The organism is Leptolyngbya sp. NK1-12 (genome assembly GCF_032598965.1).
Lineage (GTDB): Bacteria > Cyanobacteriota > Cyanobacteriia > Elainellales > Elainellaceae > Elainella.
The window spans coordinates 1,914,106-1,932,437 of the sequence record NZ_CP053586.1 but is presented as its reverse complement, the minus strand read 5'-3'; the positions used below and the strand labels follow the sequence as shown (position 1 = coordinate 1,932,437).

At 51.3% G+C, this 18,332-nt stretch carries 22 protein-coding genes; 12 read left to right on the top strand and 10 right to left on the bottom strand.

The window, feature by feature from the left end; genetic code table 11:
• The first annotated feature begins 242 nt into the window (after positions 1 to 242).
• Positions 243 to 563: a hypothetical protein gene (locus HJG54_RS07875; protein ID WP_316434325.1), complete on the top strand. Its 321-nt coding sequence runs from the start codon at positions 243 to 245 to the stop codon at positions 561 to 563.
• 16 nt (positions 564 to 579) lie between these two features.
• Here the strand turns inward: HJG54_RS07875 and HJG54_RS07870 are convergent, their stop codons facing one another.
• The 4 genes from HJG54_RS07870 to HJG54_RS07855 form a co-directional block, all read right to left on the bottom strand.
• A complete protein-coding gene (locus HJG54_RS07870; protein ID WP_036003425.1) occupies positions 580 to 783 on the bottom strand; it encodes a DUF2949 domain-containing protein in 204 nt (67 codons plus the stop codon).
• A gap of 195 nt (positions 784 to 978) precedes the next feature.
• A complete protein-coding gene (locus tag HJG54_RS07865) occupies positions 979 to 1,791 on the bottom strand; it encodes an SDR family oxidoreductase (RefSeq protein ID WP_316434324.1) in 813 nt (270 codons plus the stop codon).
• The gene (locus HJG54_RS07860) at positions 1,788 to 2,417 is read right to left on the bottom strand and encodes an SRPBCC family protein (RefSeq protein WP_316434323.1); all 630 of its coding nucleotides are present in this window, start codon (positions 2,415 to 2,417) and stop codon (positions 1,788 to 1,790) included. The genes HJG54_RS07865 and HJG54_RS07860 overlap by 4 nt, the downstream gene beginning before the upstream one ends.
• A 125-nt stretch (positions 2,418 to 2,542) precedes the next feature.
• A complete protein-coding gene (locus HJG54_RS07855) occupies positions 2,543 to 4,453 on the bottom strand; it encodes a polyketide synthase (protein ID WP_316434322.1) in 1,911 nt (636 codons plus the stop codon).
• 108 nt (positions 4,454 to 4,561) lie between these two features.
• Between HJG54_RS07855 and HJG54_RS07850 the strand changes: the two genes are divergently transcribed.
• The 4 genes from HJG54_RS07850 to HJG54_RS07835 are packed head-to-tail and all read left to right on the top strand — an operon-like array spanning position 4,562 to position 6,425.
• Positions 4,562 to 5,392, top strand: coding sequence for a DUF1350 family protein (locus HJG54_RS07850; protein WP_316434321.1), 831 nt, complete (start codon positions 4,562 to 4,564; stop codon positions 5,390 to 5,392).
• Between the two features lie 54 nt (positions 5,393 to 5,446).
• Positions 5,447 to 5,653, top strand: coding sequence for a Uma2 family endonuclease (locus HJG54_RS07845; RefSeq protein ID WP_316434320.1), 207 nt, complete (start codon positions 5,447 to 5,449; stop codon positions 5,651 to 5,653).
• A gap of 23 nt (positions 5,654 to 5,676) precedes the next feature.
• Positions 5,677 to 6,093 (top strand): XisH family protein, encoded by a 417-nt coding sequence (locus tag HJG54_RS07840; protein WP_316434318.1) that lies wholly within the window; start codon positions 5,677 to 5,679, stop codon positions 6,091 to 6,093.
• The gene (locus HJG54_RS07835; RefSeq protein WP_316434317.1) at positions 6,081 to 6,425 is read left to right on the top strand and encodes a XisI protein; all 345 of its coding nucleotides are present in this window, start codon (positions 6,081 to 6,083) and stop codon (positions 6,423 to 6,425) included. The genes HJG54_RS07840 and HJG54_RS07835 overlap by 13 nt, the downstream gene beginning before the upstream one ends.
• A gap of 33 nt (positions 6,426 to 6,458) precedes the next feature.
• On the opposite strand, the gene HJG54_RS07830 is transcribed toward HJG54_RS07835, so the two are convergent.
• Positions 6,459 to 7,376 (bottom strand): hypothetical protein, encoded by a 918-nt coding sequence (locus tag HJG54_RS07830; RefSeq protein WP_316434316.1) that lies wholly within the window; start codon positions 7,374 to 7,376, stop codon positions 6,459 to 6,461.
• A 208-nt stretch (positions 7,377 to 7,584) separates the two neighbouring features.
• Here HJG54_RS07830 and ndhL point away from each other — a divergent pair, with 208 nt between their 5' ends.
• From ndhL to HJG54_RS07810, 4 genes are all read left to right on the top strand, one after another.
• The gene (gene ndhL / locus HJG54_RS07825; RefSeq protein WP_316434315.1) at positions 7,585 to 7,803 is read left to right on the top strand and encodes an NAD(P)H-quinone oxidoreductase subunit L; all 219 of its coding nucleotides are present in this window, start codon (positions 7,585 to 7,587) and stop codon (positions 7,801 to 7,803) included.
• Positions 7,804 to 7,829: 26 nt separating this feature from the next.
• Entirely contained in the window at positions 7,830 to 8,138 is a 309-nt protein-coding gene (locus HJG54_RS07820) for a DUF3007 family protein (protein ID WP_316434314.1), read from the top strand.
• Between the two features lie 94 nt (positions 8,139 to 8,232).
• Positions 8,233 to 9,030 carry a tryptophan synthase subunit alpha gene (trpA, locus tag HJG54_RS07815; RefSeq protein ID WP_316434312.1) on the top strand — a complete coding sequence of 266 codons (798 nt, stop codon included), beginning with the start codon at positions 8,233 to 8,235 and terminating at the stop codon, positions 9,028 to 9,030.
• A 4-nt stretch (positions 9,031 to 9,034) separates the two neighbouring features.
• Entirely contained in the window at positions 9,035 to 9,235 is a 201-nt protein-coding gene (locus tag HJG54_RS07810; RefSeq protein WP_316434310.1) for a hypothetical protein, read from the top strand.
• Here HJG54_RS07810 and HJG54_RS07805 read toward each other — a convergent pair.
• The 4 genes from HJG54_RS07805 to HJG54_RS07790 form a co-directional block, all read right to left on the bottom strand.
• Complete coding sequence (locus tag HJG54_RS07805) at positions 9,230 to 9,877, bottom strand: cysteine hydrolase family protein (protein ID WP_316434309.1); 648 nt, start codon at positions 9,875 to 9,877, stop codon at positions 9,230 to 9,232. The two genes, HJG54_RS07810 and HJG54_RS07805, sit on opposite strands and share 6 nt — an antisense overlap.
• A gap of 2 nt (positions 9,878 to 9,879) precedes the next feature.
• Complete coding sequence (locus HJG54_RS07800) at positions 9,880 to 10,764, bottom strand: SDR family oxidoreductase (RefSeq protein WP_316434307.1); 885 nt, start codon at positions 10,762 to 10,764, stop codon at positions 9,880 to 9,882.
• 91 nt (positions 10,765 to 10,855) lie between these two features.
• Positions 10,856 to 11,164: an antibiotic biosynthesis monooxygenase gene (locus HJG54_RS07795; protein WP_316434306.1), complete on the bottom strand. Its 309-nt coding sequence runs from the start codon at positions 11,162 to 11,164 to the stop codon at positions 10,856 to 10,858.
• A 407-nt stretch (positions 11,165 to 11,571) separates the two neighbouring features.
• Positions 11,572 to 12,624 (bottom strand): spore photoproduct lyase family protein, encoded by a 1,053-nt coding sequence (locus tag HJG54_RS07790; protein WP_316434304.1) that lies wholly within the window; start codon positions 12,622 to 12,624, stop codon positions 11,572 to 11,574.
• 203 nt (positions 12,625 to 12,827) lie between these two features.
• On the opposite strand from HJG54_RS07790, the gene HJG54_RS07785 reads away from it, so the two are divergent.
• Together HJG54_RS07785 and HJG54_RS07780 are read left to right on the top strand one after the other, a co-directional pair.
• A complete protein-coding gene (locus tag HJG54_RS07785) occupies positions 12,828 to 13,439 on the top strand; it encodes a glutathione S-transferase family protein (protein WP_316434303.1) in 612 nt (203 codons plus the stop codon).
• Between the two features lie 411 nt (positions 13,440 to 13,850).
• On the top strand, positions 13,851 to 15,203 hold the full coding sequence (locus HJG54_RS07780) for a glycosyltransferase family 1 protein (RefSeq protein WP_316434302.1): 1,353 nt from the start codon (positions 13,851 to 13,853) through the stop codon (positions 15,201 to 15,203).
• A gap of 379 nt (positions 15,204 to 15,582) precedes the next feature.
• On the opposite strand, the gene apcB is transcribed toward HJG54_RS07780, so the two are convergent.
• Positions 15,583 to 16,092 (bottom strand): allophycocyanin subunit beta, encoded by a 510-nt coding sequence (apcB, locus tag HJG54_RS07775; protein WP_036000170.1) that lies wholly within the window; start codon positions 16,090 to 16,092, stop codon positions 15,583 to 15,585.
• 747 nt (positions 16,093 to 16,839) lie between these two features.
• Between apcB and glnA the strand changes: the two genes are divergently transcribed.
• Positions 16,840 to 18,258 (top strand): type I glutamate--ammonia ligase, encoded by a 1,419-nt coding sequence (gene glnA, locus HJG54_RS07770; protein ID WP_036000168.1) that lies wholly within the window; start codon positions 16,840 to 16,842, stop codon positions 18,256 to 18,258.
• Positions 18,259 to 18,332: the final 74 nt, after the last annotated feature.

Here is an 18,332-nt window from a genome sequence, read left to right as displayed (position 1 = left end):
CTACGCAGAAGGCGCATTCCCGCTGGGTTTAGGGGCATTATAGCCCTGCGGGCCTCTCAGGAAAGGGGGACTGACCCAAGCATGACGATGCAATCTGGCTCATTTTCGATCTACTGAGATTATCTAAGTCAGGATGCTTAAAACTGAACGGACAGCACGAAAAAGTAATTATGGTGCGGTCGAACGGAATCGTGGAGCACATTGATACCTTCGGTCTCAGTTTTCCCCGGCTCTAGAAGAAGATGTTCGTTCTTTTATCAACCAGTTATCAACCAGCTATCAACCTATCAACCAGCTATCAATCAGCTTCAGAATCGACCCGACTCAACGATGTTGCATCGCTTTATACTAACGATATTGCTAGAGTTATCAATCCTCAAAAGCAACAGTATGGTCTTGAGCGTTTACAAAAAAGGATTCAAAATCACATCAAGTTATGCGCCTTTGAAATTCATCAAGCCGTAATTTGCAATGTTCAACAGTACATTTACACTCAAAAGCTGCGAATAGACGCACAACCAGGCGTGCGGGTGAATACGGATTTTAATAGTCTCTATAATTAGCAATTGCGGCATTTGCCTAGGCATGTTCTAGCCATTCAAACACTTGGTCAAGCTGCTCGATCGTCAATAACCCGTACTGCCACAACACCATGGGCAGCAGGTTGTCTGGTAACGGCACTGATTGTTCTTGATGACGCAAGCCAATGGCAATGGCGCTCGTGGGAATCGCCAAATCGCGCTCTAGGAATTCGATTAATCGTTGTTGCTGGCTGGATTGCATGGATGGGGTATCGTAGTCTATTCGTTTAGCGAGTCTAAAATCTCCTGGGTAGAAAACCCATGACGGAGATCACGGAATTCAGTGAGTCTACTAACGTTGGCTCCGGGAAAACCGCATGACGCACCAGTGTATCACAGGCTTAGTACAATGGACGCTGATTTATACTTTCTTAAGGAAAAAATTCATCAAAGGCTGTCAGTCCTGACTGGAGCGGGTTTCAGCCACAATTCGGTCAAAGTACCAGTTGAGTCCGGGGGCAATCAGGCTGTGTAATCTTGCCAGTACAGCCATCTCCTGTCCGGGCGCAATCACAAAGGCTCGTTTCTCCATGCCGCTGACAATCTGCTGGGCCACCGCCGCTGCGCTCCAGGTTTTTGCGGTTGCGGTGATGCGCTTGGTTTCGGGCGGTTTGGTGCGATTTTCGGCGGCGAGTTGAGGCGTATCGGTATCCGGCGGATAGACAATCGAGGTATGAATGCCCCACACTTTCAGCTCACCCCGCACTGCTTCGGCCAAACCTCGTAGGGCAAATTTACTGGGGCTATAGGGCGTGTAGCCGTAAATCCCGATCAACCCCGCTCCCGACGACACCATTGCCACATGGCCGCGCCGCTGCTGCTCCATCGCCGGAAGCACCGCCTTGAGGCAATAGAGCGTACCAAAATAGTTAACCGCCATTGTGTGTTCAAAAATCTCCAGTGGCAGTTCCCGAAAGTATCCCGGATGGGCCATTCCGGCACAGGTGACTAAGCCATCGGGTGCGCCCAGTTGGGCAATTGCGGTTTGCATCGCCTGTTGTGCCTGTTCTCGATCCGCGACATCGGCAGCAAGGGGCAACACGGTTGTAGGTTGGGTTCGCCTTGCCTCGATTTCAGCCTGTGCCTGCGCTAGTTTGTTGGAATCGCGGCCAATAATCGTCACATGGGCACCCCGACTGGCAAACAGCTCTGCGGTTGCCTTGCCAATCCCGCTCGATCCACCCGTGACAATCACATGCTGCCAGCTCATCGTCCCCGTTGCTCGATCTCTTGTTTTAGGGCCGCCATTGTTTTTTGCAAATTGTCCTTATATATATTGAAAAACAAACTGCGATTTGAGGCCGGTTCCACGATCACCTGATGGGTAATCATCACCTGACTGCCGGCTCCCGTCACGTACCAAGCTCCCTGCAATTTCTCCAGATCGCCCTCCACCATGCTGAAGCTGATTTTGGTCGGATAGGTTTCGGAAGCGGCAATCACAATCCGCTCTCGATGGGTGATGGGAAAAATCCGAATCACGTTGACCTGTTCAAAGGTTTTTTGGGTGCCGTTGCTTTCCAGCAGTTGGCTCGACTCGACGCTGGGCAGAAAGTTGGCGAAATTATTGTAGTCCGTCAGGACCGCCCAAGCTGTTTCGACCGAACCGTTGGCCATAACTCGCGCCGTGTAGTTGCCCTGATCGCCCGACAGCAGTACTCGCCCCTGCCGCAGCGCCGCTTGCTCTTGACTGGTCAACGCCACTAGTTGGGAAGGGGATCGAGCGACCTGGGATAAAGGAGTCTCAGCGAGTAGCTTCAGGGGTAGCAACAGGACGGGCAGCAAAACCAGCGCAGACAGGTAAACAAGACGCAAGCGGGGCGGAAGAAGACTCATAGGCGCGATTTCGCAATTTTAAGGATTTATCGAGTTAAAAACTGGCTCGAGCAGTTGACCCTTGCCCAGTGTATCAGGTTCCTTGTATCGGGTTTCTTGTATCAGGTTTCTTGTATCAGGTTGTATCAAGTTGGTTCAATCCCATAGTGCTGTCGTTGAAACGGATAGGTGGGTAAAACAACCGTTTGGCCGCGAGCGGTCCAGTTGATGCAGGCTCCGGCCACGTAATGCTGCGCCAAGCTTTGCAAATCGGGAAAGGCGGTATCGTCGGTTGATGACAGAACAGGTTGGGTGACTCGACCTTGAAACACGCTGCTTGGAAGTGAACCTGTGCCAATTTGCGCCAGTTTTTGCTGGAGATCGGGCAGCGAGTCGGCCAAAATTGCCAGTCGATGATTGAACTGTGCCCGTCCCTGATTGGCGGTGTAGCAGAGGTCGGCTAGCGAGATTGAGGAATGTGTTTGCAGATATTGACGGTAACGTTCTACTAACTGTTGCAGAGCTGTTTCTGTTCGAGCCGATAGAGTGAACAAGTAAGGTGGGTTAGCCAGTTCTGCCGATTGACGAGAACTATCAGGAGAAACAGAATTGCTATCCGGTGGTCGATCGGCCATGATGACATGCGCATTCGTCCCACTGAAGCCAAAGGCGCTAATTCCAGCTATGCGAGGCATGGTTCCTTGAGTCCAGGGAACGAGTTGAGTGGGCACCTGCACCGGGAGTTCAGCCCAGGAAATCTGAGGGTTAGGGGTTTGAAAGTGCAAATTGGCCGGGATTGCTTCGACCTGAAGTGCCAACACAGTTTTGATTAAACCCGCTATTCCAGCCGCCGCTTCGGTATGACCGATGTTGGTTTTGACCGCACCTAAATAGAGAGGCTGGGGTCGCGAGTCAGCCAAGACTGCGCCAATTGCATTCACTTCAATCGGATCGCCCAGCGGAGTACCGGTGCCGTGGGTTTCGATGTAGCTCACCTGAGCTGGCTGAACTCGACTTTGCTGAAGTGCCTGTCGCAATAACGCTTGCTGCGCTGAGCCATTGGGTACGGTTAAGCCGCCTGCTCGCCCATCGTGGTTTACCGCCGATCCCAAAATTACCGCCCAGACGCGATCGCCATCCCGCACCGCATCTCGCCAACGTTTCAGCACCACGATGCCAGCCCCTTCTGCGCGAACGAACCCATCTGCTGCGGCATCAAAGCTTCTACAGCGCCCGCTGATCGACATCATCCGCGCTTTAGCAAAATTAATGCTGCTGGCTGGCTCCAAAATTCGATTCACACCTCCCGCCAAGGCCAAATCGCACTCTCGCTGCCGCAAGCTCTGACAGGCGGTATGCACTGCTACCAGCGATGAGGAACAGGCTGTATCGAGCGCCAAACTGGGACCCGTGAAGCCAAACACATAGGAAATCCGTCCGGCGGCCAAGCTGTGGGTATTGCCGGTTGTCAGGTAGGCGTCGATCTCGCTGGGGTGACGGTTCAGCAGCCGCTGCCAATAGTCGATACTGCAAATGCCGACGAAGACGCCCGTGTTGCTGCCCACCAGCCGATCGGCGGCCAATCCCGCATGTTCCAACGCTTCCCAACTCACTTCTAACAACAAACGCTGCTGCGGATCGAGACTGACTGCCTCGCGGGGGGCAATCCGAAAAAAGGCGGCATCAAACTCCAGCAAATGCGGCAAAAATCCGCCGCAGCGGCTGAACATCGTGCCGGGATGGTCGGGGTCTGGGTGATAGTATTTGCCCAAATCCCAGCGGTCGTTGGGGACTTCGGTAATCGCGTCCTGTTGGGTTTGCAAAAGCTGCCAAAAATCGGCTGGGGTTTCTACGTGACCCGGAAACCGGCAGCCCATCCCGACAATCGCAATCGGTTCCTGTTGAGCAGCTTCGAGGGCATCGAGCTTGGCTTGGAGCTGCTGCAAGGCCAGTAAGGCTCGTTTGGTGGGAGAGAGAGCGGCAGAATTGGCTGAAGGTTCCATTGCCCGTGGTTCTGTAGGTGAGAGTGCTGCTAAAAACTGGTTGCTTTCAACCATACAGGCTAGCTCATTCTCTAGTGTGAGTTTCTCAACAACTCTCAGCGACCCCCTGTCTAGCCCAGAAGTTCTAAAATTAAAGATATGTAAACCGAGCTGGGTCAGGTTATGGAGTGGCAGGAAATCTACGGTAACTGGGTGTTGGTACCCCCGCGTCCGATTGCGATTATTCATTTTTTGGGCGGGGCATTTGTGGCAACGGCTCCCCAAGTCACCTATCGAGCCATACTCGAAGCATTGGCGGCCCAGGGATATGCGATTGTCGCCACCCCGTTTGTGAATACGTTGGATCACACTACAATCGCCCAGCGGGTGATGCGGATGTCCAACCTGGCGCTGGATTATCTGACTACCGAGGTGTTGCGCCAATACTTGCCCATTTACGGCATTGGTCACAGTATGGGCTGCAAGCTGCATTTGCTGATCGGCAGTTTGTTCCCGCAGGAGCGGGCTGGTAATATTTTGATTTCTTTTAACAACTATCCGGCAAAACGCTCGATTCCGTTAGTTGAGCAATTTACTCAGTTTTCTAAATTCACATCTCAATTGGCTTCTCAGTTCAACTCGCCGTTGCCACCTCAATTCGCCGCCGCATTCGATGTTGAGTTTACGCCTTCGCCAGAAGAAACTAACCAGCTAATTCTAGAACAATATCAGGTGCCGCGTAATCTTTTAATTAAATTCACCAATGATGACATTGACCAAACTCGTTCTCTGCACGGCGTTTTGCTAGAGCGTTTTCCTAACCTCACTAGCGTTCAAATCCTCAGGGGCAACCACCTGACGCCGCTCGGTCAAGATATCAATTGGCAGGCTGGCAAGGAATTCACCCCCTTCGACGCCATCGGCCAGTTTTTCAAACAAGAGTTCTACCGCGATTTGAATCAACTAAGGCAAACGGTTCTAGCTTGGCTGAATCCATTAGAGTCGCTGAGATGAAGGTTTGAAAGCAGCAAAATTCAATTACCAGCCACATCAGCACCGTGGGACTTCATGGCAATGCGAATCCAAGCTTATACACCAGAAGACGATTTAGAGCTGGAGCTGCACTCAGAGGAGCGCCACAAATACATCAACGGTGAAATTATTACCATAACCGGCGGTACCCCCAACCATAACCAGATTGCGGGCAATTTCTATACAGCATTTCATGGATGTTTAGCCAGGTTCCATTACGTGGAGTTGTATCCTGATCAATAACTAAGCTGACTTATACTGTATCTATGCCCAAGTTAGATATTATCCATAACGCCGTAAAAAACGCGCTCATTAAGGATGGCTGGTTGATTACAGATGACCCTTACGTCATTCGATATCAAAGAACTGTGCTATATGCCGATCTTGGTGCTGAACGTCCGATTGCGGTTGAACGGAATGGGCAGAAGCTGGTTGTGGAAGTAAAAAGCTTTATTGGCACATCAAAAATAAAAGATTTGAAAGAGGTTCTTGGTCAGTATGACATCTATCGCTATCTTATAGAGGAAACAGCTCCAGACCGTAAGCTGTATATCGCTGTCAGTAAGGTTGCTTATAATACTTTCCTTACTCAGGATGTAACTCAATTCATTCTCAATAAGCATCAACTTCCAATTATTGTTGTAGACATAGAGACAGAGGAGGTTTTGCAATGGATAAATTAACTGAGTATCCAACGTTAATTAAGCGCATTTTGACTGAGTATGTAGAACTGAGTAACCGCCATCCCAACTCAGACATTGAAACGTTTTTGGTTGTGGATGAGGCTAAAGCTCATTACATTTGGATGAATCTTGGTTGGCAGCATGGAGAACGTGTTACTGGAATGACAGTCTATGTTCGGATTCGGGATGGTAAATTTTGGATCGAAGAGGATTGGACCGAAGATGGTATTGCAACTGATTTAATGCGTGAAGGGGTTCCGAAAGAAGATATCGTGTTGGCATTCCATGAACCCAAGATGAGGCAGTACACAGAGTTTGCTGTCGCATCGTAGTAGCGCAGGTGGATCAATCAGATTTGAGATTAGCTACTCCGGGTTTAGGCAAAACCGCTGGCACAACAACACCGGCGAATCCGGTTTACCTCGCATTGGGCAATCCTGGGTAGCACACCTGTCACATTTGGCCCTTACCGGCAGAGCGATTTCCTGCGCTGCGTAGAGGCTAATCCCCTGGCTGATAAACCCCCGCGCCTCTAAGTCCGAAATGCGGTCACAGATTACCAGGGCTTGAGTGATGCCGGTTTGCTGACGAGCCGAGTTGAGCTTGGCTAGGGTGGCCGAGAACTGATGCTGCTCTGGCATGATTTCTACCAGCACTTGCTGACTGCGGCTCTTGAAACAGCGAGGTTGCTCCTGGGCAAAGAAGTCTTTGTATTGCAGCGTGTAGGTGCCGTCGGTATAGCGCCGGGTGCGCAACAGCCGCAAGAACGGAATCGTGAATTCGCCCCATTCGTCGGCCAGGTACCACCAGGATTTGTACCAAGCATCGTAGGGCAAATTGAGAATATGCTTCACCTGAGAAGCGCCGTAGCCCGCATGGGAAAGCAACGAAATCGCGTGGGTCATTGACATCGACTGCCCCAGGATCTGGGTTTCCGTCTCGTAGTGGGTCAAATCCAGATAGCCGCGTTCGTTGCCGTTGCGCCGCGTGTATTCGGCCACGCCCTGCTCTAGCTGATCCAGCGACTCGGCTAGCACACAGTGAACTTCTTCAAATTCAATCGTGCCATCGGCCACTCGGTCTGCGGCGACCGGCACGCCAATCGTGGAGCGCACGCCAGCCAACCGATGGGCTTGGACGAGCGGCGGCGTACAGTCGATGAGCAGCGATTTGAGTAAGGCTTCGTCGGCGATCGCCAGGGCAATCTGGACTCGGTCGTGCCAGCATGCATCCGGGCCAATTTCCGAGTCAATCGTAGTTGGGACTGGCAGAGGGTAAGTCATATCTATATATTGAGACGCCTCTAGGGGAAAGATAAGCCCGCTTAGCTATTCTTTGCATTCCCAAGGGTGACTGCTCCTATAAGTCCTATAAGCCGGTCTAACTGATACCATCAGTTTTTTGGCGATTTGACGCTGCCGTCGAGTGCTTCGGAAGACGGTAAGATAAAGAAAGTTTGAGGGAATTGTTGAGCTGAATTGGGAAACGCCTATGACTCTGCCGATTGTACCGCTGCTATATCTCGCCGTGGGTGGCGCTTACCTTGTGGTCCTGCCTGCTTTGCTGTATCTTTACCTGCAACGCCGCTGGTACACGGCTCGGTCGGTGGAGCGGCTGCTGATGTATTTCTTTGTATTTTTGCTTTTCCCCGGTTTGCTGTTGCTCAGCCCTCTTCTCAACTTCCGCCCCCAACCTCGGCAAATGAGCTAGCCAATCAGTAGCCAACTAAGGGATTCATGCGTCGAATTGATGTAATTTATATCGGCCTGGCCGTTTTTCTAGCGGGCGGTGGTATTTATCTGCTGCTGGAGCGGTTGGGGCTAGACAGTACCAATGCTGGTATCTGGAGTCAGGTGCTGCTGGTGGGTGGCCTGATGGTCTGGGTGATCACCTATCTGACCCGCGTGCTGACCAAACGCATGACCTACAATCAGCAGCTTAAGGATTACGAAGATGCGGTGCTGCAAAAGCGCTTAGAAGAAATGACGCCGGAAGAGCTAGAGAAACTCCAGGCCGAAGTTGAAGCCGAAAAGCAGCAGGGATAGCTTGCATATCCTCGCCTGTCCTGACCCTGGCGCTGTACAATGAGGGACGGCCAAAGGATTTTGGTGCAATCCTCATCTCAGCATTTTTATAGCTATGGTTTCAGTTTCGAGCTGCATGGACGCGCTACGCGATCGGGGTCAATGCGCGTTGATTCCCTTCATTACAGCCGGCGATCCCGATTTGGAAACAACCGCGCAGGCGCTTCAGTTGCTCGACCGCAGCGGAGCCGATTTGATTGAACTGGGCGTGCCCTATTCCGATCCCCTAGCCGACGGTCCGGTGATTCAGGCTGCCGCCACCCGCGCCCTGCAACGCGGTACGCGCCTAGAGCAGGTGCTGGCCATGCTGGAAACCGTCAGCCCCAAACTCAAAGCGCCCATTATCCTGTTCACCTACTACAATCCAATCCTGAATCGCGGCGTCGAAACCTTCCTGAAAGACATTGCCGCTTCTGGAGCCAGGGGACTAGTGGTGCCGGATTTACCGCTAGAGGAAGTTGAGAGTGTGCTGGAGGCTGCTAGCCATGCCGGGATTGAAGTTACACTGCTGGTTGCCCCCACGACGCCAAAAGAACGGATCGCCCAGATTGCCGCACGCTCGCAAGGCTTTATCTATCTGGTCAGCGTCACCGGCGTCACTGGGATGCGAACCCAGGTTGAAACTCGCGTCCAGGAGCTAATTACCGACCTGCGAGGCGTGACTGATAAACCGATTGGGGTCGGCTTCGGAATTTCTCAACCCAGTCAGGCGAAACAGGTGATGGAATGGGGAGCCGATGCGGTGATTGTCGGCAGCGCCTTTGTCAAACGGCTGGCCGAAGGATCACCAGAGCATGGGTTGCAGGCAATCGAAACCTACTGTCGCAGTTTGAAGGCGGCGCTTTTGGAGTAGTTTTATGACATGCTTCGCTGGCTGGCTGACGGTTTTCCTGATCAGCCTAATTGTGGTCATCACTCCAGGTCGGGTCTGTTCAGAGTTTTGGGTCAATCCAGCTTTTGACTTCGTACTTCTCTCGCCCGCAAATGCCTTTGTGATTGCTCCGCATTGCTGGAAGAACTTGCTGAACTGCCGATCGCGCAAACTTTCTGGTTCATAGCACTTCATGCACTTGGTCTAAGGTGGTCTTGAAGGTATGGCTATCGGTGATTAAACTTGCAGACTGAAGATTTTGCAGCGATCTCGCTCGATTTTGCTCCGAAAACGAATAGCAGGCATCTTGAATCAAGACTGTTGTATAGCCCAGATCTGCGGCATTTCGGACTGTCGGCTCAATTCCGAATTCGAGAACGGCTCCGACGACTGCAATCGCTTCAATCCGTGCATCTCTCAGTGCCAAATCTAGATACGATCCAACAAACGCCGATAGCATCAGTTTGTCGAATGCAACTTCTGACGGTAAGGGAGAGAGAGCAGGCACGATCGCATGAGCCGCAGACTCAGGTAAGAAATTGGGTTCGACCTCTGCAACGGTTGCTGCTCGCTGCAATGCCATCGCGCCTTTGAGTTGTGCGACCCCGGCGATTTCCTTGGGGAGTGTGGTGTGACGAGAGAAGAAGATTCGCATTTTGTGCGATCGCGCGACTTCAACCACTTGTTTGACTTGCTGAATAAACTCAATCGCGCCAGGTAACTGTTGCGCGACCCCGACCTGCATATCATAGACTAGCAACGCCATTCTTTCAGGATGACAAACCTCTTCGAGCGTCATTGGAATGTTGAGTCCAAAAGCAGTTTGCATGACTAAGCTCCTGCAGGGGATTGGAAGTTTTGCGTGCGGGCCTGAACGTATTCTCTTGCATAGGATTCAAAGGTATTTGGTGATCGCTGCATCAGATCTGAGTATGTTGGAGTGATCATTGCGCCCGCTCCTGATTGCCAACACTCAAACAATTGTGCTTCTGCATCTAAATACCATTCGGGTTCACCATTAGCGAGTCGAGCCGCTTTCATATCCGCAGGTGCAACTTGAATGAATTGCAGCGATTGACTCAAGGCACTCGCAAAGTATTGTGTGACTTGCTCAAAGGAAATCGCCTCTGCTCCAGTCAGGGCATACGCCTGATTCTCATGTCCGGATTGAGTCAAACAAAGGGCAGCGACGGCAGCAACGTCACGGGCATCGATGTGAGAGATTGGGGTATCGCCTGCGATCGAGTGATAAAACGCACCCTGCTGCACCATCGTTTCGATGAACCAGCGCATGTTTTGCATCAACATATTCGGGCGTAGATGAGTCCAGGTCATGCCTGATGCTTCGAGATGTTCTTCAATCTGGCGATGCCATTGTTGGAAGGTGCTCGGTAGTTCGCCCGATCGCAGCACGGATAACTTAACGACATGATGAACGCCAGCCCGTGTTGCAGCATCAATAAAATTACCTTCGAGTCGAACTTGATGCGAATCATTCGGCATCACCAGAAAGGCAGTTTCAGCGCCTCGCAAGGCTGCCTCTAGCGTCTCTGGTTGGTTGAAATCACCCTGTGCGAGTTCAACCCCTTGTGCTTCGAGGTTGGCTGCTTTTTGACGATCGCGAACGAGTGCTCGGATTGAGGCTTTTCGTTCTAATAAATGACGGATAACTTCTCCACCAATGTTTCCAGTTGCACCAGATACTAAAATGGTCATTGGTGATCTCCAAGATTGTTCAGGTTTTGGGATAAAGCCAAGCTGCAAATAATTTGGTCAGGCGCGGCATCACTCCATAAGTCATCAAGGTTCATAGCAGCACAGTTGAGATCAGCGATCGTAGCAGTGCAGGTACATTACTGTCTCCAAGCGTGTAGCGTTCGGCTCGATCGAGCAACTTGCGGCGAATTGCTGAAGCTTCCCACTGTTGCAGACTTGATAGATGATTGAATTTGAACACGATCCGATATTCTGAATCGGTACGGAACACATTCGCACCGAGATGCCCATCAAACCCCTCGGCGACGGTAATTAAGTCAGTCAGTGCCTGTTCAAATTCAGACCCACAGCCAGGTTTGACTTGCTTGATGACATCGATCGTGACGGGTGAGTCGTTCATAGCCGTTTCGGTGAAGCAAGATAGAACAATAGGCAAGCTTAGTCTAGAACGAGAGACGCAAGTAGATGCACCCGTATTGTGACACGCTTAGATCGACAGGATGCTAGCCAATTAGCTAGGTTCGCTTTACAAATTGCTGCGCTTTATTGCTAAGTTTTGCGGAGCGTGAACATTGTTTTGCTGCCTAGCGTTTAATCAATTGCGATAGCAAGTCAAGGCGTAACGCTCGGCTTAACTCAAATCGATCCAAATCGATCCAAATCGATCCAAATCGATTTCGCATGGGTATAGTTCTGCATCACTTCTTTGCCGCACTTCCGTCCAAAGCCAGAGGCTTTGTAATACCAAAGGGAACGGGAAACGCCATAAACGTTGTAGCAGTTGATCCAACACAGCGTCGTATAAACCTAGGTCCAGTACAGAATCTCAGCGCTGGGCAAGCGGTGAGCGATCTGCTGCTCAAAGTAGCGCTTCAGTGTCTTCATCGTGTTGCCGTCATAGACATACTTGATGCCACCAAACTTATTGCGCTTGATTACGCGGCCCTGTTCATCGAGGTCGAGTTGGCTATTGGGATACCAGGATTGCAGCACCTGCTTAGAACCAGGCGTAAAGCGGTGAGAAATTAGCTCGAACGTCAGGTCACAGTCAAAATCGAGTGCTTCACTAATCTGGTTAAAGAGCTGGTCGTAATGCTCCTCCCAATCCTCAATCGGCATGATCGGCGCAATCACCAGCCCAATCGGATAGCCAGCCTGAGCCAGCCGTCGCAGTGCCTGAAGGCGCGCTGGAACCGATGCCGTGCCGCCTTCCATCCGCTTGGAAATCGGAGCTGCATTCACACTCACCCGACAGCGAGTATGACTATTGTGGGGCAAATCCAGCAACTCATCCACCGCATCAAACTTCGACACCCAGCGCAAATAGCCCTGCTCACGGGTCCCAAAATAGCGAATGCATTCCGCCAAACTGCCGGTCAAATGCTCGATGCCCAGCGGATCGGTGTAGCAGCTCACCTCAAAACTCGTCGGGGTACCCGAAGCATCATACTTGCTTAAGTTCTGCAAGATCTGCGGCAAGTTGGCATAAACTCGAATCACCGGCGGCCCTTGCAGGCTGCCAGCCAAATAGCAATACTGACAGTGGGCCGGACAGCCCTCAGCGATATGAAACTGCCAGTCAGCCGAAGGCGGAATCGGACTCAGCTTCATCTGGCTAGCAGGAGCTGTCACTACGGCCAGAGTGCGCTTAGAAATACTGTAGGTCTGGCGCTCGTCCTCGCCCCGCAGTCCGGTAAGTCGATTCTGGGATAATTTCTTGATCGGTAAACCCAACTTCTCTACACGCTGCAAAATCTGCTGACCCCAAGGTTCTTCTAGGGCCGCAGGCGTCACCAAAACCCGCTCCGGCATCCACAGACGCGGTTGCGCCCCTGAAGTGACTGGCGACGATACTCGCATAGATGCTTCAACAGGCGATGCTTGAGTCGTTAAATTTAGCACAGTGTCATCAAAATCAGTTCACTCTTATAGGGTGACGCACTTCGCTCAAATTATCAGCGACGGAGAACCGTCTGAATTCAGAGTAGTTGCCGCATCATTCAGGGATAATAATGCAGGTGAGCAGTCTTTGATCCATCGCTGAAAATCAACCACGCACAATCATGCTTCCAAGTCCACGATCTGAATCTTCGCGCAAACTATACGGTACCCACCAATCCGGTAATGTCTACAAAGTGCGCCTGATGCTATCATTGCTCGATCTGCCCTACGAATGGATTGGCATTAATCTGGCCGCCAAAGAGCACCGCTTACCAGAGTTTTTGCAGCTTAACCCAATGGGACAAGTTCCTGTTCTAGTAGATGTTAACGTGAATATTCGAGACTCACAGGCAATTCTAGTTTATTTAGCCCGAAAATACGATAACAACTGGCTGCCCATCGACGCCGAATATATGGCTAAAATAATGCAATGGCTATCAATTGCCGCCAACGAAATTGAACATAGCCTCACAGCTCTTAGACGCCACTTCTTACTCGGTGTGCCAATCGACCGAGCTAAAGCCGAGCGCACAGCCAAGCAGCTATTACAGGTAATGGATCAGCATCTCGAAAATCAACCGTGGCTAGAATGCCACCATCCCACCATCGCCGACATTGCCTGCTATCCCTACATCTACCGAGCCGCAGACAGTCAGATTGATTTATCTCCCTATCTCAACCTCATCACCTGGCTCAACAGAATCCAACAGCTTCCGGGATATATTGCGATGTGATTAGGTTGTTTTTGTAGGAGACAGGAGTGAGGGGTGAGGGGTGAGGGGTAGGGGGTGAGGGGTAGGGGGTGAGGGGTAGGGGGTGAGGGTGTTGACTATAAAGCGCTCGGGTTAGTAAGTCTAAAAATAATTCGGTTGACCTATTCAGGAGCCAGAAGCAGAATTTCCCGCATCAGTTAAGGCTAGGTAAAGTTTGGTTCCTAATTCCTAGCGATAACAGAGCTAGATTAAGAATTCAAAAGCAAAAATCCTCCTGACTCCCCACCGCTCGGCTGAGCGCTCGCGTCGAAGCCCCTCACCCCCCACTCCCCACTCCCCACTCCTCACTCCTCACCCCCCCATCTCCAATTCCCCCCCGTCCCCAAAGATGGCATCATATACCACTGTGGCTATTTTGCAGGAGTATGGCGAATGGGACTATCAACCGACAATCAACGGGTTACAGCACCTGCTCCAGAGTTGGAGACTGACTTGAACCTGGCCGGAGTCAAAGTTCTGGTGGATGCCTTCAACCTGCAACTCACCAAGGGCACCGGCATCAAAACCTATGGTCTCAGTCTGCTCGAAGCGCTGGATCGCCTCGGAGCTAAGGTAGACATTCTGCTCAGCCGCAGCGGCTACAAAAACAACGAAATTCTCGACGAAATCTTCTTCTTCGACAATCAAGGCGGGCGACAGGACTGGCCAAGCTTAGCCAAATGGCTATTGAAATCAGCCTCTCCGTTTTATCGGGCCAAGCGTAGAAAGTCCTTTGCCGGATTGGTGGTCAAGAAAGGGCAGTACACCGAAGATTTCCTCAAGTACGCCACATCGTTCAGTATGCCCTACTGCTATGACCTCGCGAATGGACTATACGACCGCCTGCGGTTGACGACTAGCATCAATGTTGAGGAAAAAGTAAACATTTGGCACGCCACTTATCCGCTGCCCATGCAGGTGCGGGGCGCGAAGAAAATTACCACTGTCCATGATCTGATTCCGCTGCGATTGCCCTACGCCACCCTTGACGGCAAGAAGATCTTCTACAACAAAATCAAAGATACCTTGAAGGAATCTGCCGTTACGATCACCGTTTCCGAGCACTCCAAGCAAGATATCCTCACCTACTACGATGTTGATCCCGCCAAAGTCATCGTTACCTACCAGCCAATTGCTCTCAAGCCGCTAGAAGCCACCGACGCTGAGATCGCCCGGTTTCTGCGTCGCTACAGCCTAAAGTACCAAAACTACATTCTGTTTGTGGGCGCGATCGAGCCGAAGAAAAATGTGGGTCGCTTAATTGACGCCTATGCCTCGATTGACACCGATATGCCGCTGGTGATCGTCGGCAAAAAGGGTTGGCTCTGGGAAGATGAGCTGGGCAAGGCCCAATTCTTGAGCGATGACAAAGAATCGACGAAAAAGGTGAAACTGCTGGAATATGTGACGATGGAGAGCCTGCGCTATCTGTTCAGCGGAGCCTATTGTCTGGTCTTTCCCTCCCTCTACGAAGGGTTTGGTCTGCCGCCTCTAGAAGCGATGAACTTCGGCTGCCCGGTGATTACCTCCAACGTCTCCTGTTTACCCGAAATCTGCGGAGATGCGGCCCTCTATGCCGATCCCTACAGCGTTAAGGATATTACGAAGCAGCTCGAAACTCTGTTGGGCGACAGGGATCTGCGGCAGAGTCTCGTCGAAGCAGGTCGGCTTAACGCGGAGCGGTTTAGCATGGAGAACTACATCAAGCGGCTGCATTACGCCTATCGCACAGCATTGGATACTTAAGCTTCGGATACTTAAGCTTCGGCAAACCATCCACATGATTAGGTCAGTCTAGGCAATGCTAGAGTCAGGCAGTGATATTGATGCAGAACTGGCAGCAATAAAAGCACAGTTACTAGGTTTTGCTCCTCAGCTTCCTGATTCTGATTCCTCAAAACCTCGTTTTAGCTGTGCTGCAATTGATGTGAAACTGGAGGAACTGAAACAACAGCTCGATCAGCTTTAATGGCATCATCCCAAGCCTATAACGTGGCAGAGATGCCGAGTTTCAGGTTTCAACTGACCCATAATAAAAAACCTTAATCAACAAAAAACAGGGGCCTATTTTGGCATCCCTGTCATGAATTGTTATGAATTGATTTAGCTAATTCAACTCGCTCGTCTAAACGTCCGTTTCGCTCAGTTCGCGAGTCAGGTAGTCGAAGGGTTCATCCAGATAGGCATCGGTGGCAATTCCGGCCTCAGCGACTCGTTCCCTAACGATATCTTTCATAATCTGGATACCAACAACGGTCGGACCAATCGGTACACCCAGTGAGTTGTAGGTTTCCCTCAGACCGTAGAGCACCCGCTCATCCAGCACATCGGTATTGCCTGCCACTAGGGCATAGCTAGCGTAGCGCAGGTAATAGTCCATATCGCGTAGGCAGGCCGCATAGCGACGAGTGGTATAAGCGTTTCCACCCGGACGAATTAGCTCTGGAATATCCTCAAACAGACGTAACGCTGCCTGCTTGACGATGGCAGCGGCATTACCATTGATTACGGCTGCTGCTTGCACACGAGCTGTACCACTCTCAAAATAAGATTTCAGAGAATCCAGGGCGTTGCGATCGAGATATCGACCGGTGCTGTCGTAGTTTTTAATCAGGCTGGTCACCGCATCCCGCATCAGATTTCGTCTCCCAAGTTTTGTTATCAGTAGTCTGTTTACTATGTCTTGATTGCCTGTAGGCCATAGACAAATTAAAAATCAGCGGGGATGCTGTAGTATGAGCGCCTTGCCCACCGCAGACAAGATGCCTGCCCCCTGACCTAATTTTTAATGCCTTACATGTGGCTACATGAAGACTGGCAATCGCCATTTAGTTTATCATGCAGCGTTTGACAGAATTGCGTCCAAACCTGAGAAGCAAGCCAAGAACTGTAAAGATTCTTATCTTAACTGTCTTGGTAAGCCTGGGGATTCACGAGTAGTTACAGCAGCGCCATCGGTTCTGCAAGCCACAAAACCTCGATTTACAACCAGCTGAGGCGCTAAACAACCGCTCCTACACATCCGGCAGTACCACTTGGCAGATTAGGTCAATAACCCATTGAGCAAGTTTAATCAAGTAAAAAGATTGATTTGTAGTTTTGAATACAAAATCTGTGTAAGCCTGTTCCTAGGATGATTCAGGTGAATTGAAGTCCGGTTCGTTGAGGATGTTTCCTCCTGCTGGAGCAAGGTAATCGCTGAGTCGAGAGCTGCTGCTGAATCAATGGGGTAAAGTCGCATCTATATCATATTGGCTTCAACGATCGGCTTCAGTGCAAATCCAAGCGCCAGCCCAATATTTTTACTCCCTTTGAGTAAATACTCTCTGCGAGTAAGCGTGCATATCAAGAGACAGCCTAAGAGATTGTTTAAGGAGTAGTCATGGCAACCCCCCAAGAAGTCTTGAGCTTGATTAAAGAGAAGGGCATCAAGCTGATTGACCTCAAGTTTATTGACCTGCCGGGAATTTGGCAGCATTTGACGGTCTACGAAAACCAAATTGATGAAAGCAGCTTTGTCGATGGTGTGGCGTTTGATGGCTCCAGTATCCGCGGTTGGAAAGCCATCAACGAGTCGGACATGTCGATGGTGCTCGATCCGGACACAGCTTGGATCGATCCGTTCATGAAAGAGCCGACCATGAGCTTCATTTGCAGCATTAAGGAACCCCGGACTGGTGAACCTTATTCTCGCTGCCCGCGCGTGATCGCCCAAAAAGCCCTCGACTACCTTACCGCCAGCGGCATTGGCGATACTGCCTTCTTTGGTCCTGAAGCCGAGTTCTTCATCTTTGATGATGTCCGGTTCGACCAAAACCAGCACGAAGGCTACTACTACGTCGATTCAGTCGAAGGCCGCTGGAATTCGGGCCGCAAGGAAGAGGGCGGCAACCTGGGCTACAAGCCTCGCTACAAGGAGGGCTACTTCCCTGTTGCTCCCACCGACACCTCCCAGGACATGCGCAGTGAGATGCTGCTGACGATGGCTGAGTGCGGTGTACCGATTGAAAAGCATCACCATGAAGTAGCAACAGGTGGTCAGTGCGAATTGGGCATCCGCTTCGATACGCTGGTCAAGTCTGCTGACAACTTGATGATCTACAAGTACTGCATCAAGAATGTAGCCCGCAAGTACGGCAAAACCGTTACCTTCATGCCCAAACCAGTCTTCAACGACAACGGTTCGGGGATGCACACGCACCAGTCAATCTGGAAGGATGGGCAGCCTCTGTTCGGTGGCGACAAGTATGCCGGCCTGAGCCAGATGGCGCTGTGGTACATCGGCGGCATCCTGAAGCATGCTCCAGCTCTGCTCGCCTTCACCAACCCCACCACCAACTCCTACAAGCGCCTCGTTCCAGGCTTTGAAGCTCCAGTGAACTTGGCTTACTCGCAGGGCAACCGTTCAGCTTCGGTGCGGATTCCCTTGTCTGGCTCGAACCCGAAGGCAAAACGTCTGGAGTTCCGCTGTCCGGATGCTACCTCGAACCCCTACCTGGCCTTTGCCGCTATGCTCTGCGCCGGTATCGATGGGATCAAGAACCAGATCGATCCGGGCGAACCGCTGGATGTGGACATCTACGACCTCAGCCCCGAAGAATTGGCGAAGATTCCTTCTACGCCAGGATCGCTAGAAGATGCGCTGGAGTGCCTCGAGAAAGATCATGACTTCTTGACCACCGGCGGCGTCTTTACCGAAGACCTGATCAACACCTGGATTCAGTACAAGCTCGACAACGAGGTGAACCCGATGCGGCTGCGGCCTCACCCCTACGAGTTTGCGCTCTACTATGACTGCTAGGTTGGGATTGCTAATCTGAGTTTTGCTAGAAACTCAGAAGGTTTTTTGAGGAGCAGGGTGGTTGCTATCCCCTT